19 protein-coding genes and 9 tRNA genes are annotated in these 21,222 nt (G+C 29.2%); 9 read left to right on the top strand and 19 right to left on the bottom strand.

The features are described 5' to 3' along the window. Positions 1-58: 58 nt before the first annotated feature. The 10 genes from JJE79_RS00760 to JJE79_RS00715 all read right to left on the bottom strand — a co-directional run bounded on the left by JJE79_RS00760 (position 59) and on the right by JJE79_RS00715 (position 1,763). A tRNA-Arg gene (locus tag JJE79_RS00760) sits at positions 59-135 on the bottom strand. 147 nt (positions 136-282) lie between these two features. Continuing rightward, positions 283-358: transfer RNA gene (locus JJE79_RS00755), tRNA-Phe, on the bottom strand. Position 359: 1 nt separating this feature from the next. Continuing rightward, positions 360-433 (bottom strand) — tRNA-Asp (locus tag JJE79_RS00750). Position 434: 1 nt separating this feature from the next. Then, a tRNA-Met gene (locus JJE79_RS00745) sits at positions 435-511 on the bottom strand. A 65-nt stretch (positions 512-576) separates the two neighbouring features. Next, a tRNA-Ser gene (locus tag JJE79_RS00740) sits at positions 577-667 on the bottom strand. Between the two features lie 94 nt (positions 668-761). Beyond that, a tRNA-Ile gene (locus tag JJE79_RS00735) sits at positions 762-837 on the bottom strand. Positions 838-841: 4 nt separating this feature from the next. After that, positions 842-918: transfer RNA gene (locus JJE79_RS00730), tRNA-Met, on the bottom strand. A gap of 5 nt (positions 919-923) precedes the next feature. Beyond that, positions 924-1,000, bottom strand: a tRNA-Pro gene (locus JJE79_RS00725). Between the two features lie 69 nt (positions 1,001-1,069). Further along, positions 1,070-1,143, bottom strand: a tRNA-Cys gene (locus JJE79_RS00720). Between the two features lie 68 nt (positions 1,144-1,211). Next, positions 1,212-1,763, bottom strand: a complete 552-nt coding sequence (locus tag JJE79_RS00715; RefSeq protein ID WP_222926591.1) for a DJ-1/PfpI family protein — start codon at positions 1,761-1,763, stop codon at positions 1,212-1,214. A gap of 89 nt (positions 1,764-1,852) precedes the next feature. On the opposite strand from JJE79_RS00715, the gene JJE79_RS00710 reads away from it, so the two are divergent. The 4 genes from JJE79_RS00710 to metG are packed head-to-tail and all read left to right on the top strand — an operon-like array spanning position 1,853 to position 6,202. Continuing rightward, positions 1,853-2,488 (top strand): hypothetical protein, encoded by a 636-nt coding sequence (locus JJE79_RS00710; RefSeq protein ID WP_222926590.1) that lies wholly within the window; start codon positions 1,853-1,855, stop codon positions 2,486-2,488. Between the two features lie 3 nt (positions 2,489-2,491). Further along, positions 2,492-3,145 (top strand): (d)CMP kinase, encoded by a 654-nt coding sequence (gene cmk, locus JJE79_RS00705; protein ID WP_222926589.1) that lies wholly within the window; start codon positions 2,492-2,494, stop codon positions 3,143-3,145. A 2-nt stretch (positions 3,146-3,147) separates the two neighbouring features. Next, positions 3,148-4,518 (top strand): ribosome biogenesis GTPase Der, encoded by a 1,371-nt coding sequence (gene der, locus JJE79_RS00700; protein ID WP_222926588.1) that lies wholly within the window; start codon positions 3,148-3,150, stop codon positions 4,516-4,518. 46 nt (positions 4,519-4,564) lie between these two features. Continuing rightward, positions 4,565-6,202: a methionine--tRNA ligase gene (metG, locus tag JJE79_RS00695; protein ID WP_222926587.1), complete on the top strand. Its 1,638-nt coding sequence runs from the start codon at positions 4,565-4,567 to the stop codon at positions 6,200-6,202. A gap of 127 nt (positions 6,203-6,329) precedes the next feature. Here the strand turns inward: metG and JJE79_RS00690 are convergent, their stop codons facing one another. Beyond that, positions 6,330-6,545, bottom strand: a complete 216-nt coding sequence (locus JJE79_RS00690) for a hypothetical protein (protein WP_222926586.1) — start codon at positions 6,543-6,545, stop codon at positions 6,330-6,332. Positions 6,546-7,173: 628 nt separating this feature from the next. On the opposite strand from JJE79_RS00690, the gene JJE79_RS00685 reads away from it, so the two are divergent. Continuing rightward, positions 7,174-8,343: a DNA cytosine methyltransferase gene (locus JJE79_RS00685; protein ID WP_222926585.1), complete on the top strand. Its 1,170-nt coding sequence runs from the start codon at positions 7,174-7,176 to the stop codon at positions 8,341-8,343. Positions 8,344-8,436: 93 nt separating this feature from the next. Here JJE79_RS00685 and JJE79_RS00680 read toward each other — a convergent pair whose 3' ends face one another. Next, positions 8,437-10,596 carry a hypothetical protein gene (locus JJE79_RS00680; RefSeq protein ID WP_255565853.1) on the bottom strand — a complete coding sequence of 720 codons (2,160 nt, stop codon included), beginning with the start codon at positions 10,594-10,596 and terminating at the stop codon, positions 8,437-8,439. A 30-nt stretch (positions 10,597-10,626) separates the two neighbouring features. Beyond that, complete coding sequence (locus tag JJE79_RS00675) at positions 10,627-11,754, bottom strand: hypothetical protein (RefSeq protein ID WP_222926584.1); 1,128 nt, start codon at positions 11,752-11,754, stop codon at positions 10,627-10,629. 167 nt (positions 11,755-11,921) lie between these two features. On the opposite strand from JJE79_RS00675, the gene JJE79_RS00670 reads away from it, so the two are divergent. From JJE79_RS00670 to JJE79_RS00655, 4 genes are all read left to right on the top strand, one after another. Then, a complete protein-coding gene (locus JJE79_RS00670; protein WP_222926583.1) occupies positions 11,922-13,088 on the top strand; it encodes a DnaJ domain-containing protein in 1,167 nt (388 codons plus the stop codon). Positions 13,089-13,292: 204 nt separating this feature from the next. Further along, positions 13,293-14,873 carry a lipoprotein 17-related variable surface protein gene (locus tag JJE79_RS00665; protein ID WP_222926582.1) on the top strand — a complete coding sequence of 527 codons (1,581 nt, stop codon included), beginning with the start codon at positions 13,293-13,295 and terminating at the stop codon, positions 14,871-14,873. 139 nt (positions 14,874-15,012) lie between these two features. Continuing rightward, on the top strand, positions 15,013-16,569 hold the full coding sequence (locus JJE79_RS00660) for a lipoprotein 17-related variable surface protein (protein ID WP_222926581.1): 1,557 nt from the start codon (positions 15,013-15,015) through the stop codon (positions 16,567-16,569). Positions 16,570-16,787: 218 nt separating this feature from the next. Further along, complete coding sequence (locus JJE79_RS00655) at positions 16,788-18,290, top strand: hypothetical protein (protein ID WP_222926580.1); 1,503 nt, start codon at positions 16,788-16,790, stop codon at positions 18,288-18,290. Positions 18,291-19,104: 814 nt separating this feature from the next. Here JJE79_RS00655 and JJE79_RS00650 read toward each other — a convergent pair. From JJE79_RS00650 to JJE79_RS00625, 6 genes are all read right to left on the bottom strand, one after another. Further along, positions 19,105-19,296, bottom strand: coding sequence for a hypothetical protein (locus tag JJE79_RS00650; RefSeq protein ID WP_222926579.1), 192 nt, complete (start codon positions 19,294-19,296; stop codon positions 19,105-19,107). After that, positions 19,296-19,469, bottom strand: a complete 174-nt coding sequence (gene rpmF, locus JJE79_RS00645; RefSeq protein WP_222926578.1) for a 50S ribosomal protein L32 — start codon at positions 19,467-19,469, stop codon at positions 19,296-19,298. Before rpmF ends, JJE79_RS00650 begins: the two co-directional genes overlap by 1 nt. A gap of 40 nt (positions 19,470-19,509) precedes the next feature. Then, the gene (rplL, locus tag JJE79_RS00640) at positions 19,510-19,866 is read right to left on the bottom strand and encodes a 50S ribosomal protein L7/L12 (protein WP_370630556.1); all 357 of its coding nucleotides are present in this window, start codon (positions 19,864-19,866) and stop codon (positions 19,510-19,512) included. Between the two features lie 35 nt (positions 19,867-19,901). Further along, the gene (gene rplJ, locus JJE79_RS00635; RefSeq protein ID WP_255565852.1) at positions 19,902-20,390 is read right to left on the bottom strand and encodes a 50S ribosomal protein L10; all 489 of its coding nucleotides are present in this window, start codon (positions 20,388-20,390) and stop codon (positions 19,902-19,904) included. A gap of 147 nt (positions 20,391-20,537) precedes the next feature. Next, the gene (locus tag JJE79_RS00630; RefSeq protein ID WP_222926575.1) at positions 20,538-20,744 is read right to left on the bottom strand and encodes a hypothetical protein; all 207 of its coding nucleotides are present in this window, start codon (positions 20,742-20,744) and stop codon (positions 20,538-20,540) included. A gap of 3 nt (positions 20,745-20,747) precedes the next feature. Next, complete coding sequence (locus JJE79_RS00625; RefSeq protein ID WP_222926574.1) at positions 20,748-21,197, bottom strand: DUF1951 domain-containing protein; 450 nt, start codon at positions 21,195-21,197, stop codon at positions 20,748-20,750. Positions 21,198-21,222 lie beyond the last annotated feature (25 nt).

Here is a 21,222-nt window from a genome sequence, read left to right as displayed (position 1 = left end):
ATCCTTATGACATTGACTATGCCATAAGGACTTATAATTGATATGTTAACAATATTAATGGCGTCGACAACAGGACTTGAACCTGTAACCTTCAGTTCCGCAAACTGATGCTCTATCCGGTTGAGCTATGCCGACATTCAACCTTATAAATTATAATACAATCAATAAAAAATTACGCATAAATTTGCGTAATTTTATTTAGTATGTGTTTAATTTAAGAGGCTTACTATTAATCTTTTCTATTTAAGTTTAATAGTTTATTTAATGAAAACAATGAAATAATGGTGGTCTCGGGCAGAATCGAACTGCCGACACATGGTTCTTCAGACCATTGCTCTACCGACTGAGCTACAAGACCATGGCGGTTCCTACGGGAATCAAACCCGCAACCCCTCCGTGACAGGGAGGTATGTTATCACTACACCAAGGAACCATGGTTGCGGGAGATGGATTTGAACCACCGACCTTCAGATTATGAGCCTGACGAGCTACCAAGCTGCTCTATCCCGCGATGCATTACACATCATTTTAACATATTTAAATGATGTGTAAATATTTGAAAAGTTTTATTTTTAATGGCGGATGCTGAGGGATTCGAACCCCCGCTGACCGTTAAGCCACTCTCGGTTTTCAAGACCGAACCCTTCAGCCACTTGGGTAAGCATCCATATGATAGTACTTATTAAAGGCTTTTGCCTTCTATTTTTCAATAAAATTAAAAAACTAAGTACTATGCCAAAAATTTTTTAATTTTTAATATTTGGTGGATCTAACAGGACTTGAACCTGTAACCAACCGATTATGAGTCGGGGGCTCTAACCATTGAGCTATAGATCCAACATGGTGGCGGGAGTGAGATTCGAACTCACGACAACTCGGGTATGAACCGAGCCCTCTAACCAACTGAGGTATCCAGCCATAAATGGTCGGGAAGACAGGATTTGAACCTGCGACCCCTTGGTCCCAAACCAAGTGCTCTACCAAGCTAAGCTACTTCCCGTAATGTTTGTTAATTAATTGGTGTATGTTTTTGGAGTCGAACCAAAATATATTCCGCCCCGGACATACATGGAGGTGCCTGTCAGAATCGAACTGACGATGTGGAGGTTGCAGCTCCAAGCCTTACCACTTGACTAAGGCACCATATAACCTTATAGATTATAACAAAAATTAACAAAAATTTTAAATTTCATTAAGAAACAATGATTAATTTATGCTTTACCAGTCAATCTAGTTCTTAGTTCATCACTGAATTCTTTAGAAAAAATCATTTCCAAACTATAAAAAGCTAAATCTAATGTTGTTAATGAACATCTACCCGTAATTAATTTATTAGAACAGTTTAGTTGCACATTAAAATCTTTAATACGATTAATGTCATTCATGCTGCCATCACTTCATGAAATATAACTATCGTTTTTATTTAAAATATTATTTTCACTCAAAGCATTCGGAGCATCACAAATTGCAATCACCCATTTATTGTTATCAACAAATTGTTTAACACAATCAAGACCTTTTTGATTAGTTCTTAAATGTTTTGCACCCATTCCACCAGGGATATAAATCACATCATAATCATTAACATCAAATGAATTAATTGTTTTAATATGAGCAATATCAAACTGACCAACCACTTCACTTAAATTATCAGGTGAATAAAAATCAATTTGTGTAAATTTCTTTGATGCTTTCATGATTGAAGTGAAGCTAACTAATTCAATATCTTGGAATTGTTTTAATGTTAATACAAGTAGTTTCATATGAGTTTATGTTTGATAATTTCTAAATTGTTAAATATTTTATTTTAAAATTTAGCTATCGTGTAACTAAAACACATCAAGATTAAATAATGAGCCGTTTAAACCAAAATAAAATTGTTCGTGAAACCAAAAAAAAGCAAGCTCAATTAAATAAAATCTTTGATCAAGAAGATAAAAGTGTTACTAAATATAAGAATGATTTAGAACGCATTAGTAACAATATCTTATTAGATTATCGTATTAATAAACCTAATTTATTTAACCTTAAAGTTAATTATTCCCAAACCAATTCTGAACAACTAAAAGCACTTAAAGAACTGATTGAAACTTTTGATTCACACGATTTAATTAACATTATTGAACAAGCCAGATTTTTAACTGATTATTCAAAAGACATCACAAGCACTAAAGAAAATAATAGCTGGATCTTAAAAGATGTTGGTTTAGTTGATATTAAAAAGATTGAAAACGATTTTGAATCAATCAAACATTTAGCCATCAGCTTTAACTCAAACTCAAATAATGATTTAATGAAACTAAAACACATCATTAAATTTGCTCAAGAGCAAATTAATGATGAACAGTTCTTCAAACCCGTTGATGTTATTGAGATAGCTAAAAATAAAAACAAATCACGATCGTTTAAAATTTTACTAATTACATTAATAACATTAATGGCAGTGTGTATAATATTTTTATTTGTCATCTTTGGAATTTATCAATAACATATGAATAACAAACAGATTGCAATCGATGGTCCTGCTGGTAGTGGTAAATCTACAGTTGCTAAATTAGTAGCCAAACATCTTAACTTTGATTATTTATCAACAGGTAAGATGTTTCGGGCGTTTTATTATTTAATTAATAAAAATAGCTGAAATAACGATGATTTAATTAAAAACTATCATCAATTTAATTTCGTATTTAATGGTGATCAAGTATTTTTAAATGATGAAAATATTTCAGATTTACTAGAAAATCCTCAAGTATCAATGGGTGCTAGTTTGATTGCTCAAGATCAAAAAATTCGTGATCTAGCACTAAGATTGCAACAAGATTATGCAGCCAAAAACCCTGTAGTTATGGACGGTAGAGATATTGGTAGTATTGTGTTAAAAAACGCAATCTTAAAGATCTATCTAACTGCATCAGCCAAAGAACGTGCCATCAGAAGAATTAAGCAACTAGATCTAGAATTATCTGATCAAAATATTGATAAATTTAGCAAAGACATCCAACAACGTGATGATAATGATGCTAACCGTGAGTTAGCTCCATTAGTTATTGTTGATGATGCGTTTGTAATTAATTCAGATAACTTAACAATTGATCAAGTGGTTGATCAAATTGTTAAGTTATATCACCAAAAGGTAGGTAATTAAATATGTTAAAAGTTGCCATTGTTGGAAAACCAAATGTTGGTAAATCAACTTTATTTAACCGTTTAATTAAGAATCGAATTGCCATCGTTGATGATGTTCCAGGGATTACCAGAGATCGTATTTTTGGTGATGTAGAATGATTGACTAAACGCTTCCAAATTATTGACACAGGTGGGCTGACTACTGATAGTGATGAGTTTCAAAAAGCAATTGAACAACAAGTTCAATTTGCCATCGATGAAGCTGATGTTATCTTATTTGTTTGTTCTTATAAAGAAGGTATTAATTCAGACGATCACTATGCGGCTAAATTACTTAAAAAACATAAGAATAAGAAGATTTTATTCGTATTAAACAAGATTGAAAATCAAAATAAAAACGATCTTAATTTAAGTAATTATTTCAGTTTAGGTTTTGGTAAACCAATGATCATTTCAGCAGAACACGCAATTGGTATTGGTGATCTATTAGATGAAATTATTAAACTCAAAGAACAATTCGAAACCAAAAAAGACGATGAGTTTGCTGCTACTTTTTGTATTATTGGAAAACCAAATGTTGGCAAATCTAGTTTATTAAACCAATTGTTAAAAAAAGAACGGGTTCTAGTATCTGATGTCGCAGGCACAACACGAGATGCAATTGATGCAACATTTAAATATAACAAAGAACTATATAAGGTTATTGATACGGCAGGAATCAGAAGAAAAGGTAAGATTGCCACTAGAATTGAAAAGTTTTCAGTCCAACGCACCCAGCAAGCCATCTCACGATCACAATTCATTTTATTAATGTTAGATGGATCACAAGATTTATCAGAACAAGATGAAGTAATTGGTGGTTTATGCATGGAAGCAAACCTACCCACAATCATTGTTGTTAACAAATGAGATATTGTTAAAAAAGACGAAAAAACAATGAATTTATACAAAAAACAGATCCGTAATAAATTCAAGTATTTAGTCTGATCACCAATCATCTTTATTAGCGCTAAAGAAAACCTAAGAATTGATACAATTTTTGAAACCATTAAGTTGATCAAACAACAACTAAACATTAAGATTTCAACATCATTATTAAATGATGTCATCAGCAAGGCCCAAATGATGAACCAAGCACCAATCTTTAATGGTAACCGTTTATCAATCACATACACAACTCAAGCCAAAGGCCAGATCCCAACTTTTGTATTGTTCTGTAATAACCCTGATTATTTACACTTCTCTTATGCACGGTTTTTAGAAAACAAAATCCGTGAAGCATTCGGATTAACTTATGTGCCAATGACGCTGTATTTTAAATCCAAGAATGCAAGAAACCGAAAATTATCAAAAGATGTCAAATTTAAGCAAGTTGGCTATGACATTGAATAATTTGAATAAATTTAATTAAAATTAATTAAAGAAGATAATATATTTTATGGCAAAAACTAAAAAGTGTTTTATTTCAACCCCAATTTATTACGCATCAGGCCAACCACATATTGGTCATGCTTATACAACGATCTTGGGTGATTTTTTAGCTAGATTTAAAAAACAACGAGGTTATGATGTTTTCTTCTTATCAGGAACTGATGAATTTGGTAAGAAAATTGAAACTAAGGCTAAATCTCTTGGAATAACACCTCAAGAAATGGTGGATAAATATTCAGTTAAATTCAAAGAATTATTTGATTTATTAAACATTGAATTAACAAGATTTGTAAGAACAACTGAACTAAACCACCAAGAAGTTGTTAAGAAAATATTTTATCTTTTTCATAAAAAGAATTACATCTACCTAGATCAATGACAAGGATTATATTGTGTTGATTGTGAAGAAGGTTATACTTCATCTAATGCTTTGAAAAAAGCTGATGTAGCACAAAGATTAAATACGGATGTTTCTAATGACAGCGATGATCAATTATATTGTAATGTTGGTCATAAGATTGTTACCATCAACGAACCTTCTTATTTCATAAAATTATCAGAATTTAGCGATTTTATTAAGAAATCTTTAGAAGAAAATAATCCTGTTGTTTTCCCAGAATCTAGAAACAAAGAGATGCTAAATAACTTTGTTAATGTTGGTCTAAAAGATTTATCAATCAGCCGCACTAGTATTAACTGAGGAATTGAAACACCCCTAAATAAGAGTCATAAAATTTATGTTTGATTAGATGCATTGTTTTCTTATTTAACATCAATGGGTTTTGGTTCAGCTGATGATAGTGTTTATCAAGAATTCTGAAACAATGATGATAGTGAAAGAATTCATTTAATTGCTAAAGAAATTACCCGCTTCCACAGAATTTATTGAATTATCTTCTTAGAAATGCTTGGTATCAAACAACCAACAAGAATGATTTCTCATGGTTGAATTGTTGATCAAAATGGTAATAAGATGTCTAAATCACTTAACAATGTGATTGACCCTGTTGAGATGGTTGAACTATTTGGTGTTGATCAATTTAGATACTTCTTATTAAAAGAAATTAGCTTGAGTGAAGATGGTAAGGTTGGTAAAAAATTAATCCAAGAAACAATTAATGCTGATTTAATTAACAACCTTGGTAACTTAGTGCACCGTATCATTCCGATGATTGAAACAAGACAAGATTCAATCATTAAACCATATCAAGCTGGTGGTGAGTTAGAAGATAAGTTTTTAGCAGATTTAGCGAAAATTCCTCAACAATTTGAAGATTTTGTTAATAAGAATGATGTTAAATCAGCCATCAAATTATTACTAAATATTTCTAAGGAATATTCAAGTGTAATTGAGATCAGAAAACCATGAAACTTATACAAAGAAGGTTTGATGCAAGAACTAGCTAACGTCTTATTCATTGGTTGTTGTGCAGTTAGAACGATCTTTGTTTTATTAGAACCAATCCTTGTTAATAAATCTAAGGAAGTTTATGAACAAATGGGCTTCACACCTGAACAAGTAAAATTAGAAAACATTAACAAGTTCGAACAATTATATAACCATAAGATTAACAAAGGTAAGAAGTTGTTTCAAAAACAATCTGATCCTGAATTGAATGCCAATTCAAAATCACAAAATAAATAATACAATTTACACCCTTATTAATTTAATAAGGGTGTTTTTATATTAATAACGATTAATAAGCATTAATAACAGCTAATAAAATGATTTGAGTGAAGTGGAATCTGTCATCTCTTTTAATCCTTGTTAGTTATCAATCAATTTTATTCAGTTTGTTAATAATTTTCTTGCTATCTTGTAGATTGCTATTTACGAATAAACAAAGCACTGATGCATCATAGTGAAGGTTTTGGGTTTTCTTGCATATAAAACGGTGTTTTATTTCTTGTTTTGCAATTAACAAAGATTTAGTATCTAAAAGCTTTTGATTGCTTAGGCAGAGCACGGATTCACTTATTAGGCTCATAAGCAATTGATTTTAATAACTTATCTCTTTTTGTTGACGAAATAACAAAAGCTATATTACCTGGTTGTAATTTTGAATTAAAACGATAAGCACCACCAACTTTTATAAATATCTTAAAGAATAAATATAAATTAGGTTTATGTTTTAATGAATTAGTTTTAGGTAAATTCTTAACGTTTTTAAATCAACATAATGCAAATTACCAATAATTAGATCTGGTTGATAATTTCTATCAAAATAAGATCTGATAATAGCGTTTTTATGAGCTATATTTTTATCTATTTCTATACCAACAACATATTATATTTTTCTATTAATTTATCGTAAAAAACTCCATTTCCTGAACTTGCTTCTAAAACTAATTTAGGGTTTTTGATTGATATTAATTCAAGCATTTTTATAGCAATATATTCGTAGTAAATACTTGTCCTAGAAAAACTTTATTCATAAGATTTTTAATAACAATTTCGTTAAATAATCAATAAATCTGAATTTAAAAAGTTATTTAATCTTTTCTGATTCAGTTTTAATAATTTTTAAAGCATTTTTTATAAATACACTTTGCATCAAATTTTTATTTTTTAAAATCTAAATAATTAGCTTTATTTTTGCTTTACTAAATACATTTATGTTAAAAAAACACGGTAAATTTAAACATTTTTGAATAAATACAAATTTAATTAAAATACCAAAAAATTCACAAACATTTAATGTATTAAGTTTGTTTTCTGGTGCTGGTGGAATGGATTTAGGTTTTGTTGGAGGATTTGAATTTTTGAATAAGAATTATCAAACAAATCCGTTTAATATAGTTTTTGCTAACGACATTCTAAAACCAGCATCTAAGGTTTATGAATTTAATTTCAAGCATAAAGTTGAAACAAAAAGCATTTCTGATTTAACTCTTGAAAAAGATTTTCCTAATATTAATGTTGATGTTATTCTTGGTGGTTTTCCATGTCAAACATTTTCTTATTCAGGCAAAAGAGCAGGATTAAGCGATAAACGTGGTCAGTTATATTTAGAAATGATCAGAGTAATTGATCATTACAAACCTAAAATCTTTATTGCTGAAAATGTTGATGGCATAAGAAACTCTAATAAAAACTTTAAAGGAGAAAATGTTAATCAATCAGCATTAACTACAATCTTGAATGAATTTGAAGACCATGGATATTATGTTCAATATCAGGTTTTAAATGCAGCAAATTATGGTGTTCCTCAAATTAGAAGAAGGGTTATCATTATCGGCATTAGAAAAGATTTAGGTAATTATAGTGATGTTTATTATCCAGAACCTTTATTTGATGAAACAGGTGAATTAACTGGTAATAAATGAATTAGTGCAAAAGATGCTATTGATGATCTATGAGATAAATTAAATGATCCTTTTATTAGCAATCACTCAATTAAAGATGTATCTAAAGCTAAGTTTTATTTAAATAAGAAAATGCAAGGTAATAATAGAATTCATGAGAACAAGCCTGCGCCAACAATAAGAGCTGAACATCACGGTAATATTGAAGGTCATTATCGAACATTATTAAAAGATAAAAATGATATAAGTGGATGACGCAGATTAAGCGTTAGAGAATGTGCTAGATTACAATCATTTCCTGATACATTTAACTTTGTAGTTAGTGCATCAGCAGCTTATAAAGTAATTGGTAATGCAGTGCCTCCTGTAATGGCTTGACATATTGCTAGAGCTACTTATTACACACTAATGAAATTAGATAAAAATAAGCGTTATAAAAATAACAATTTAAATAAACAAATAAGCAATCAATTTAATTAATTTTTCATAATTTATAAACAATAAAAAACATCGTTTTTACCGATGATTTTAAATTTTTTTAAGTAAATTAAATTGTTAATTTATACCAATAAATTAAGCTTGTGAACTCTCTTCATTTACACTGTTATTTGTGGCTGCTAAATTAAGATTTTGATCAGCTAATTTATGTTGTTCTTCTGGTGTTGGTAAGTTGTATTTTCTAGCTTCATTTAAGAAGAAATTATATTGCATTAAATCAAGCTTGTTCATCTTACGTTCATTAGTTTGATTCTTCGGATTTAAATTACGTCTTAAATAAATTAATGAAGTAATAAACACAACAACCGATGTTAAGAACGGTGATATTGCATAACCACTGACATATACCCAAATATATGTATTATCTTGTTTTGGTAAAGCTTGAGCTATTCCAAATAATCCAAAGAATACCACATAAGCAATAATCACACCTTCAATACCAGAAGCAATATAAGAACGAATAATGTTATTAGTTCCTTGGAATAACATTAAACCACAAATAGTGATAGCAAATGTTATGGTTCTTAACATTGAGATTGCTGTATATAATCATGCAGCATTGGCATCTTCAATTGGTTGGACGTTAGTGACAACATCAGGATCTTTGAAATTAAATCATGAAACTAATACTGGTTTAGCAATCAATAACACGATCACATAAGATAAAACTGAATAAGTAAATGTTACCAACAACGATCACCAGAACGCTTGATGCACCCGTTTGTAATTACGATTCGTATAGTTATAACCAACTAACGGCCGTCCACCATCAGCTATCCCAAATAACGAAATAAAGAACAAGATCAATAACGGCATTGAACTAGCATGATAGTTTTGGAAATCTTGTCCTGATATTCTAATCAACAAGATGTTATAAACCAAGAACATTAATGCTACACCAACACTGCGGATAAAAGATGATAATCCCAGCGTCATGATTGGAATAATAATCTTGATATTAAACTTAACTTTAAATAGATCTTTAAAGTTAATCCATGTGGTGTTTTTGTGATTACAATACATCACAAAACCAATGTATAGTAATAAGTTTACTGCTCAACCAATCACAGAAGCACCAGCTCCACCAATTAGTCCTCAGTTACCATATTGCATGAAAATCCAGTCTAAAAAGACATTTAATAAGTTCGAAGCAATGGCAGCAACTGTCACATAAATATTACGTCCTTCTGAACGAATTAAGTATGACAATAATGAGAATAATCCAACGATGAAAAACCCACTCACATAAAGTCAGCTATACTGATCACCCCACTCAGCAGATAGATCAGCAATCGAATTATCATAACCAATAATTACTTGACCATAGTTAGTAAAACTAACATTATTTAATGAATTATTATCAATATTTCTGATGTTTTTAATGATATTAGCAACATCATTATTATTTAATGTAGATAATGCTGTTTGATTTAAGTTAGCAGTTCCAATTAATTGACGTTGTAAACCCCCACCAACTAAGGCATAACAAATTAAGGTTGCAAAAATACATAAAATCAATGTTGCTCAGAATGACATCACCCAGATATCGCGTCCTGTTTTTTCGTATTTATAACTAATTGATTTCGTATAATACACCCCAGCACCTAAGGGAATTAGATAAATAACAGCATTACCAATAATTGTTATACTTTGGAATGAATTAACAGCTTGTCTGGCAATTACTGATACATTAGATAATTGCGAGATCTCGTTGCTATTAATATTATTTTGAGCATTATAAACATTCTTGTATAACAAAACGATATTATCTAAAATTTGATAATCATTCATATATTGTTGTATGAATGATCTATCTAATGTTATCGTTGGTGATGTTTTAATTGTTTCGCCAAAAACAGTTAAAAAATCAGCATTAAAATAACCATCAGGCACTGGATGGTTCATTGATGCTTGTCAATATTCACCATTAATAAAATAAATGTTTGGCAACACTACATGATCAGAGTTTACAAAAATCTGATCTAAAACATGTTGATAAACATTAATGTGCGAATAAACACCATTATATACGTCATTTAATGTTCTAACATTAGGCACTAATGTTTGAATTAAAATCTGATCTAAAAAGCTATATAGTCCAGCAAAAAAAGATGCCAATAATCCTGGTAAACATACGATTCAGATCGCTTTTGCAATCGGCGTCTTACCAAACAAGTTATTTGCCTTTTCTTGCTTATCGATGTGGCTATATCCTGTTTGCATTCCCTTTTTCATAATTAATTCATCTTATATATTTGTTATTACTTAGTTAGATTTTTTTTGATCTGGTTTTAAAGTAATTGTGAATTCTTTGAATTGACGGAAAAATTGTCCATCGTCTTTTTGAGGTTTATATATATCAACCCTAAAAGTTAATTGGTTCGTATCAAAATTGAATTTAGATGCTTTATTTGATAAAGAAATATCCATGTAGTTATCAAATCTTGGGTTTTGGAATTTTAATAATCCTTTGGGTTTTACAGCTGTCAACAATACATCTTCTTTTGGCTGCATCTTATCATCCACATAATAACTAACTGGTTTTTGAAGCAAGTCACTTTCTTGATTGATTATTACATCATCCACAGCCTTTTTAATATCAGAAACAAATTCAACAAAAATATTTCTCTTAGAAGTATTTGATGTTCAGATTTGCTTTTCTTTATTATTATCAGTAATCTTAAAGAATTCTTTCTTATTACTATTCTTATTAATTAATTCACTATCATATCTAACTGTAAATAGATCAGGTTCTTCTTTATGAGTAGTGTATTTTAGACTAATATCAAACCAACCACTTAAATAAGTAAAACGATTATGATTTTTTTTATCAACACTAATCAATGCAGGATCTGCAAACTTAGATAGATCTTTATCACTAACAACTTTCTTTAATTCATCAATTGAATCATCAGTTGTGCTATCTTTAACATTTAATCAAGACACATTGTATGAAGCAATGTTTTTAAAATTATATTCAACAGCTTGTTTAAATGTAATTTTCTTATCATTAACACCAAGATCAAAACTAATCATACCTTTTTCATCATCAATATCAATATTATTGATGATGGCAGTTTTTTGTTGTTCTGATGTTAGGTTAGTATTAAATTTTTCTCAATTTAAATTATTTTTATTGTTAGCATTAACAATCACATCAGAAGCAACAACTTCTTTTGATTTTAATGACAATTGAATACTTTGTGTATCACCTGTTACTGATCCAGGCAATGATGGGTTATCAATTAGTTCATTGTTTGGATCAGTTTGTTTTTCTTTTTCTTTATCATCTATAGGGTTTGTTGTGCTATTTGTTGGAGTATTAGCACAAGAAGCTAAAAAACCACCTAATAAAGTAGTTACTAATAAAAGTTTAGATTTAATTAATTTCATTCAATTTTGAAATGTTCAATAATATATGTATATAAAAATATAAAATATAACATTTAAAATATATCATTAACTTTTAAATTTTTATTATCAATTTGCTAATATTAAAATATTCTAGTATTATATTATTATCACTCTATTAATTAGAGTGCTAAAATCAAATCATCATTATGGCTTCAAAAAGAGATTATTACGAAATTTTAGAGATATCAAAATCAGCTAGTCAACAGGATATTAAAAAAGCCTTTAGAAAGCTTGCGATGAAATACCACCCAGATCGCAATAAAGAACCTGATGCTGAAGAAAAATTCAAAGAAGTAAATGAAGCATACGAAGTTTTAAGTGATGAAGAAAAACGAAGACTTTATGACACTTATGGTCATGAAGGTTTAAACGCATCAGGTTTTCACCAAGGTGGATTCAACCCTTATGATGTGTTTAATTCCGTGTTTAGTGGATTTGATTTCGAGGGTGGTTTTGGCGATGTTTTCTCGCAGTTTTTTGGTGGTGGCGCACACAGTTATCACGACCATGGCTATGTTGAAGAAATTGATGTTAATTTAGTTCATGAAATTAATTTAACTTTCTTAGAGGTGGCTAATGGTTGTGTCAAAACCATTAAATACACCCGTCAAATTACTTGTCCTGATTGTGATGGAACAGGTTCAGCTGATGGTGATGTAGCAGCATGTTCAGATTGTAATGGTGAAGGTTATGTTCTAGAACAAAGAAGAACATTGCTAGGCATGTTCCAAACTAAAAAGACCTGTCCAACTTGTAAGGGTGAAGGTCAAACAATCAAGAACAAATGTAAGCGTTGTAAATCTAAGCGCATGATTGATGAAACAGTTGAACGTAATGTGTCAATTGATTCAAATGTTTTTTATCAAGATGTAGTAGTTGTTCGCAACGAAGGACATATCTTTAAGAACTTAGTAGGTGATTTATACCTAAGGGTTAAGATTGAACCTTCAAGAATCTTTGAACTACGTGATAATGACATTTTAGTTAATGTTTTAGTTGATCCACTAATTGCAATAACTGGTGGAACTATTAAAATCCCAACCCTAAAAGAAATCAAAGAAATCAATCTAAAACCAGGAACTAAGAATGGTGATATTATCACCATCTCAAATGGTGGAATTGATCTAAAAGTTGATAACCACATGTTTGGTAGCTATTCTAAAAAAGGTGATCTAGTAGTTGTAATCAACTACGCACGACCAAGCGAATATAACAAAGAAGAAATTGCTGAATTAAAGAAATTCATTAAACCAAACAAAGAAGTAAGTTTATACGAAAACTTAATGAAAAAAGAGATTAATAAAAAAGAATAATTAACAAGTAAAGATCAATCGTAATGATTGATCTTTTTTGTATTCTTGTAGCCCATTTTATGAATCTGAATGTTTAAATTCAAAAACAAATTCAGTTCTATCGTATATAATATTATATGAATGTCTTTTAAAGACATTACTATAATATGCGAATGTGTAATTCGCATTATTCTTAAAAAAACATTAATAAACAAACGAAATTTTATGAAAGTTAGAAAGTTAATTAGATTCGCTAGCTTCTTTGCATTAAGCACAATTTTAACAAGTGCTCTAGCTAGCTGTTCTACTGTTACATCTTCAGGGGGGGGTCATCATAATCCTGGTGGCAAATCTTTATTGCAAGAACTTGAAGAAAAAGTTCAAGGATTAAATGAAAATAGTGTTAGATTAACAGAAGATAAACAAAACAAGACTCACGCTGCTTCTGAAATCACTCCTGAAAACATTTCAATTAGCATGGATCACAAGTTTGATGATTTCAAACCTGTTATTAAAGTAGTTAAACAAGATGATGCTAAAGGTGAATTAACAATCAAAGTTCAATACGTATTTAAAACTGATGCAAGTGTTAAGACTACTGAAAAAGAAATTGTTATTCACGGTTTACAAGTAAAACTTACAACAAAACAACGCCTTGAAAATGTTCTTTTACTTAACCAAGGTGAAGAAAGAACATTAGATTTAGGTGATGCTAATTGAAAAACTTTTGAAGAAATTTCAACAGCTGCTGGTGCTACTAAAGTATTCCATGAACACTACAAAAACATTCCTGAATTACAAAAATACCAAATTAAGGGTGTGTTTGAATTAGTTAAAGCTCCTGAAGAAGATAGCAACAAAGATGTAGTTCTTACATTCAAAGCAGTTAAAAACTCTAAGATTACTCTTGTTCCAACTACATTTACAAATGACGGAGTTGAATTCCAAATCGATTCATTAAAGATTGCTAACGTTAGACCAACTCAAATTTCATTAAAAGCATGAAACGGAACTAAAGAATCAATCAATGCTTTTGAAGATTACAGAAAAGCTAACTGATCAACAGTTGATGAAAAACAAACAGAGGATTCTAATCGCTTAGTTCAGGATGATATAAAGAAAAATTTAGGTTCTACTGTTGGTAGTTCTAAAAATCCAGGTCGTGTAGCAGTTAACCCACAATATTACCGATACAACGAAAATAACTTAAAGTTATATATCGATAAAAAACAATGATGAGTTGCTGATCCAATCACTGTTGAAAGAAGCGGTAATAACATTAGTGATTACAGCATTTTAGTTACAACTAAATTCGGTGAAGGTGATAAAGCAAAAGAATTCGTAACTAACGCCTACAAATACGAAATTTTCTCTAAGAGAATTGATAAAACTGATTTAACTCCTACAGATGATAATAAAGCAGAAAAAGTAAATGGAAAATCTAGATTAAGAATTGATAGAAATAATATTATTCCTGAAGTTTTCTCATACACTTCTGAAGCACGTAATAACATTGGTTTATTCTTAGGCGATACATTAGATAGAACTAAATTAACTTCATTCGTTACTTACGGTGATGAAAAAATGAACGGAACATTTGATTATTCATTAAACGTTCAAGGTCAGCACGGAAACAAGATTGTTCAAAACGCTGACTCATCTGGTGATTGAAAGATGAAGCTTGAAAGCGATATGCCAACTAACTACATTTTTGTTATTGGTTTCTCTAACAAAAAAGAAGGTTCAAAAGTAGTATTTAACCCTAACTTAACTTTCTTAAACATTCCAAAAGCTCAACCTAAATAAAAATAATTCGCTTTAATAAAAATTCCAAAAAATTTATAAATTGCTCTCCTAAAGGAGGGTAATTTTTTTGTCATATTAGCAAATTTGCTCGTTTATAATATTTCCACCGATGAACCAAATTTAACCATCGATTTGAATAATGAAATTTAAAAAGATAAAACAACTGATTAGCTTATTAGGATTCTCATCAATAATAACAACAGCACTAGCCAGCTGTGCTCCGTCTGTGAGTGATCAACAACCAAGCAATAGACAAAAAGAAACTAACACACCAATTGTTGGGCAATTAAATGAATTAGCCACAACCATTGAAGCTAAAGATATTGTTTTAAAAGATAAGAATATCAAAGATGAATTAGCTTCAAAGATAACTAATGAAGATTTAAACATTAATCTTGATAATAAGTTCAACGACTTTAACCCAGTTTTTGAGATTCTTGAAAAGTCAGATAAAGAAGGTAAGATCAAAGTTAAACTTCACTTTGTTTCTAAAACTGATGAAAATACAAAAACAGATCCAATTACATTAGATGTTGTTGGTTTTAAAACAACTAATCAACAATTAGCTCCATTAGTTTTTGAAAACCAACAAACTAAATCAATTAATTTAGGTGATGCTAATTGAGAAACTTATGAATACGTAACTAAGAATGTTAATGAGATGTTTAAAAAACGCTTTGCTAATGTTCCTGAATTAAAAGGTTGAACCATCAAGGGAGAGTTTGAAGTTAAAAAAGCTCCTGAGAAAAATGAAAACAATGATGTAGTAATTACATTAAGTGGTGCTAATAATTCTAAGATCTGACTTACAAACAATAAGCAAGGTGATGAATTAGTTCAATTAGAAATCAATAGCCTTAAAGTGGCTAATGTTAAACCAACACAAGTTTCACTTAAAGCATGAAATGGTGAAGTTGAATCAACTAATGCTTATGAAAGATATAAGAACGATAAAAAACAACTTTATCCAACTTATACAACCATCCCATTAATCGAAGAAGATCCAAATAAAGAAATAGATGTTGTGGGAACTAATAGTAATGGTAGAATTCAAGTTCCTAATAAATATCGTCCATACAACAAAGACAATTTAAGCATTAATATCAATAGCACTAAATGAATTATTGATCCAATTACTGTTCCTAAAAAAGGTGAGACAATTGATCAATACTCAATTTTAGCAACTGTTAAGTTTGGTGAAAACGGAACTTACTGAGTAACTGATGCTTACAGATTCCAAATTTTTGCTAAGAAATTCTACTTCAGAGATCTTGATTTACCTTACCAAATTATAATGCAACCTGACTTAGTTAGAAAAGGTCCAACTCGCATTACAAACAGAGATTCAATCGTTCCAGAAGTATTTTCTCTTGTTGGTCCTGATCGAACTAATGTTAGCTTATTCTTATTAAGCGAATTAGACAGATCTAAATTACAATCATTCCTTACTTATGGTGATCAGTTTGTTGAAGGTAAATATGATAACAGCTTAAATGTTCCTACTGGTCACGGAAACAAGATGTTTAGTCTTCCACTAGAAAATGGTGGTAAATCAAAAAACATGTTAGACCCTAAATCAACTAACTACATTTTTGCCATCGGATATTCAAACAACAAACCTGATTCAAAACTAATGTTTAATAAAAACTTAACTTTCTTAAACATTAAATATATGCCTAACAATAAAGCTAACTAATAATATAATTGTTAATATTTCACGTTAGTTTTTAATAAAACCAAATAATCTTAAATCTATAAATTTCATTAAACTTTAACTACGGTTTTTGTATTTTCAATTTGATAAATTACTCTCCATCAGGAGGGTAATTTTTTATTGAAAATACACTTAAATATCAAAGTTGTCATATATAATAAACTAACTGAAAAGGATTTTTTAATTATTCAATTAAAAGAATGAAATTTAAAAAAATAAACCGTTTAATTAGTTTATTAGGATTATCATCTTTAATATCTAGTGCATTAGCTAGTTGTTCATCTGTGCAAGCACAAGATAGTAATCCAAACAACCAAAAACGCCTAATTGACGAATTAAATGATGTTGTTAATAATTTAAAAGCCAAGGATTTTAGCTTAAAACAAACCAGCTTTAATGAACAAACCCCAACAAAGATAAATGAAGCTGATTTATCAATTACTATTGATCAAAAGTTTAATAATTTCAAACCTATTATAAAAATCATTAATAGGTTTGAAAACCAAGGTAAGATTGAAGTTCAAATATACTTTGTATCCAAAACTAATGAAAACATTAAATCAGTAACTAATACAGTTGAAATAAATGGCTTAAAGGGGGTAAGTCAATATTTAAGTTCTTTGATTTTTAATAATCAAAGAACTAAATCAATTGATCTAGGTGATGCTAATTGAGCTACTTATGAAACTGTGTTAAAGAATATTGATAGCTTATTTAAAAAACGCTTTAATAAGATTGTTCAATTACAAGATCTAACAATTAAAGCTGATCTAGAAGTTAATAAAGCACCAGAGAAAAATGCAAACAATGATGTTGTTATCACTTTAAGTCCAATTAACAATACTAAAATCTTACTTACGAATAAACAAGCAACCAACGATCCTATTGAAATAGAAATCGATAGCTTTAAAATAGCTAACGTTAAACCAACGCAAGTTTCACTTAAAGCATGAAATGGTGAAGTTGAATCAACTAATAACTACAACGAATACAGAACTGCTAATGGTGTTAATGTTGCTAAAGTCCCACCCAACAGCGCTCATTCTATCGTTGAAGAAGATTTAAATAAAAAGGTTAATACTATTGGACAAAACGCTGGTGATCGCATTAAAGTTAATGCTAAATACTATAAACATAATGAAGATAATTTAAGTTTATTAATTAATGATAAAACTTGAATAATTGATCCTATATCAATACCACGTAAGGGTAATTCGATTGCTGATTATTCAATCTTAGCTTTGGTTAGATTTGGTAACAATAAAAAATACTTTGCTACAAATGCTTATCAGTTTAAGATATATGCTAAGAAGTTTTATAAACAAGATGTAAGAAGTAATGCTAACGACATAACTGATAGAACCTCAATTATGCCAGAAGTCTTTTCTTATAATGCGATATGAAGAACTAATGTAAATTTATTTTTAGAAAACAATCTTGATAGAGAAAAACTAGTGGCATTCATTACTTATGATGATCCTGGTGTTGATGGTAAATATGATAATGATCTAAATACAAATAAAACTCATGGAAATAAAATCTTTTCAGTTCCACCAAACACTGATGCTAGTTGAAAAAATACATTAGATGAAAAATGATCAACCAATTACATCTTTGTAATTGGTTACTCTAATACTAAGAAGAATGCTAAGATAATGTTTAATCAAAATTTAACCTTCTTAAACATTAAGTATGGAGCTTAAATTTATTAATCTTATATGGTAATTAAAACCACTCAAATGTTGAGTGGTTTTTTTATTTATTTTATTAGTTATTGATTTATAAAAATATGCAAAATTAACGGTAAATATTGAATAAATTAATAAACTATTTTATTAGTTAAATATAAATCTTATGATTGTTTAATAAACAATAATTTAGCAATTAAACTTATTTAGATTTTGATAATAAATTCTTGATTAATAAATACATTTCATTTAATGCTTTTACTAAATAAAACTTTATAAATGCTCTTATTCATTTTTATGTTTTAGCTAAGAGTTTAAAAATTGTGTTGGAGTTTTTAAAACATATTTATAAACGTCTTATTGAAAGTTATTAACAATAAACTATCTCTAATCATAGTTAAAAGATAAATAACCTTTAATTCTTTGCAATCCTTGCATCATAGAATGTGCGTTTGTTTTAGTGTCATTAAATCAAACCTAAGTATAGATAAAGATCTAATCAATTAAAACTCAGTATTCATTAAACGTTTATCTGTAATGGTTTTGTTCGTTATCTTAAAGTTGTTTAGTTAAGATGTTTAAATGTTATCTATCATTAAACTATTAACTGCTAAATATAAGCATTCTTAATATATTCTTATTAATAAATCTTTGAACAACATTTAAAACTAGAAGCATAGCTTTCTAAGCTTAATATTCTTGATCACTCACATAAATTATCAATCATCAACAATAAAAAAACATTTTAAACAATATCATTTAAGAAATGACATGTTTAAAATGTTATATGGTTTTTTTATAACTAACTTAATAGCTTTTAACTATCAAGTTAAGACGCATAAATGATAACTAAGCACGCAAAGCTAATTCCTAGAAAGATGCCAATCATTGTTAATAAGAATATTAACGACGCACTAAACCAATCCAGACCAGCTTTAATCTTACTGTTTTGGTATTTAGATACTTCACTAACACTATCTAGTTTTAGTTCTTTTGATTTGTGTGATAGATTATCGTTCATTATTTAGCTTTACTAACTCTTAAATCGTCGTACATTCCGCAAGAGCAAACTCTGTGAGCTTTTTTGAATTTACCACATTGCTTACATACATTCATTAAGCTAACTGCTAAAGCATCATGTGAACGTCTTTTATCTCTTCTGTGTTTAGAGGATCTTCTTTGTTGTACTGCCATGATGTTTTAAATATTTAATAAGTTTGAAAAATTAAGTTGATTATTTAAGTTCAACTTTAGCACCAGCTGCTTCGAATTTAGCTTTAAGTTCGTTAGCTTCTTCGATTTTAACGTTTTCTTTAATTGTAGCAGGAGGAGTATCAACAGCTTTTTTAGCTTCCATTAATCCTAATCCAGTGATTTCACGAACTAGTTTAATAACTTCTACTTTCTTATCACCAGCTGATGTTAATACAACTGTTACTTCACTTGGAGCAGCAGCTGCACCAGGAGCAGCTGCAGCAGCAACAGGAGCAGCAGCTGAAACACCGAATTCTTCTTCGATTGCTTTAATTACATCGTTGATTTCAACGATTGTCATTTCTTTTAGACTTTCAATAAATTGTTCTTTAGTTAATTTTGCCATTGTAAATATTACCTATAATTTAAAAATTATTGTTTGGTGTCAGCTACAGCTTTAAGTGCATATAAGAAATTGCGAACTGGAGCTTGTAGCACTGATAAAAACATGCTGTAAAGTTCGTCTCTTGATGGAAGAACTGCGATTTCATTTAAATCAGCTGCAGATAGTTTCTTGTTTTCTAAATATCCACAAACGAATTTGATCGCATCTTTTTCTTTAACGAACTCATGAACTGCTTTAATTGGTAAGAATGCATCTTCAAGACCAATAGCTACTGCTACTTGGTTTTTGATGTCGCTTTCAAATCCATCAATTCCAGCTGCTTTAATTGCTCTTCTTAAAATGTTGTTTTTTAAAACAAACATTTCGTTCTTAGAAGTTTTTACTTTTCTTCTTAGAGCAGTAATTTCTTTAGCTGTCATTGTAGAGTATTCAAAAACTACAAAAGACTTAGCATCCTTTAACAACGCAGCAATTTCATTTACATGATCAATTTTCTTTTGAATAATTGCTTTCATTGTGTGTAAAAAATCCAATATTTATATTGAAAACAATAACTAAGATTGTTTATTAGATATGTCTATCTAACCTACATAACAAATTAAGGAGATTTTCATCTACCAGTCATGGTCTTTGGTTATTGCTCTTATAGTATACTATGTTTTTTAAATTTTTACTTTAAAAATGTCTGAACATGTCAGTAAGTAAAGAATTCCAGGGAAAACAAAGAATATGATTAAAATGATAAAAATAATTCAACTAAATGGTGGAACAAAGATTTTAAATAATGCGTATAAAACCCCTGGAACAACTCCACAGATTAATAAGATAATCAGAATGATTATGTTAATTCCTCTATCACTTCTAGCCATAATTTAATTTAAATTTAAAACCTCAATTAATTCTTTTGCAATATTTGATTGGATCTTAGTAACCTTTGAACGTTCTGGGTCATTAAAATCAAATGATTGCTTAAATAGTAAATAAAATAAACAAAACTTATCCAAAATCTGTTTATCTTTTTTAAATAAACTTAAAACATCTTCAATTTCTTCATGAGCTGTGATTTTAGTTAAACATGAATTAAAGAAGAAATTTTTAGCATAACCCTTTGAAGGTTCATTAATGATGTAATTCATTAATTCATTTAATTTTTGACGTGGGTATTCCATATTAGCAACCCCATCGTTTTCATAAACAGATCTAATAAAAATGAACTTATCTTTTTCTTTTGAGAACAAAGTATTGAAAGCAGCAATTGCTTTATCAACATTTTCTTGATACTCTGATTCTTTTTTTTGTTCTTCTGATACTTGATTAGACATACACAGAAAATATTTTATTAAATTT

It is taken from the genome of Mycoplasma sp. E35C (genome assembly GCF_019873825.1).
GTDB lineage: Bacteria > Bacillota_I > Bacilli_A > Mycoplasmatales > Mycoplasmoidaceae > Mycoplasmoides.
Note: the sequence above shows the minus strand (reverse complement) of the source record. Positions and strands in the feature narration are given on the sequence as shown.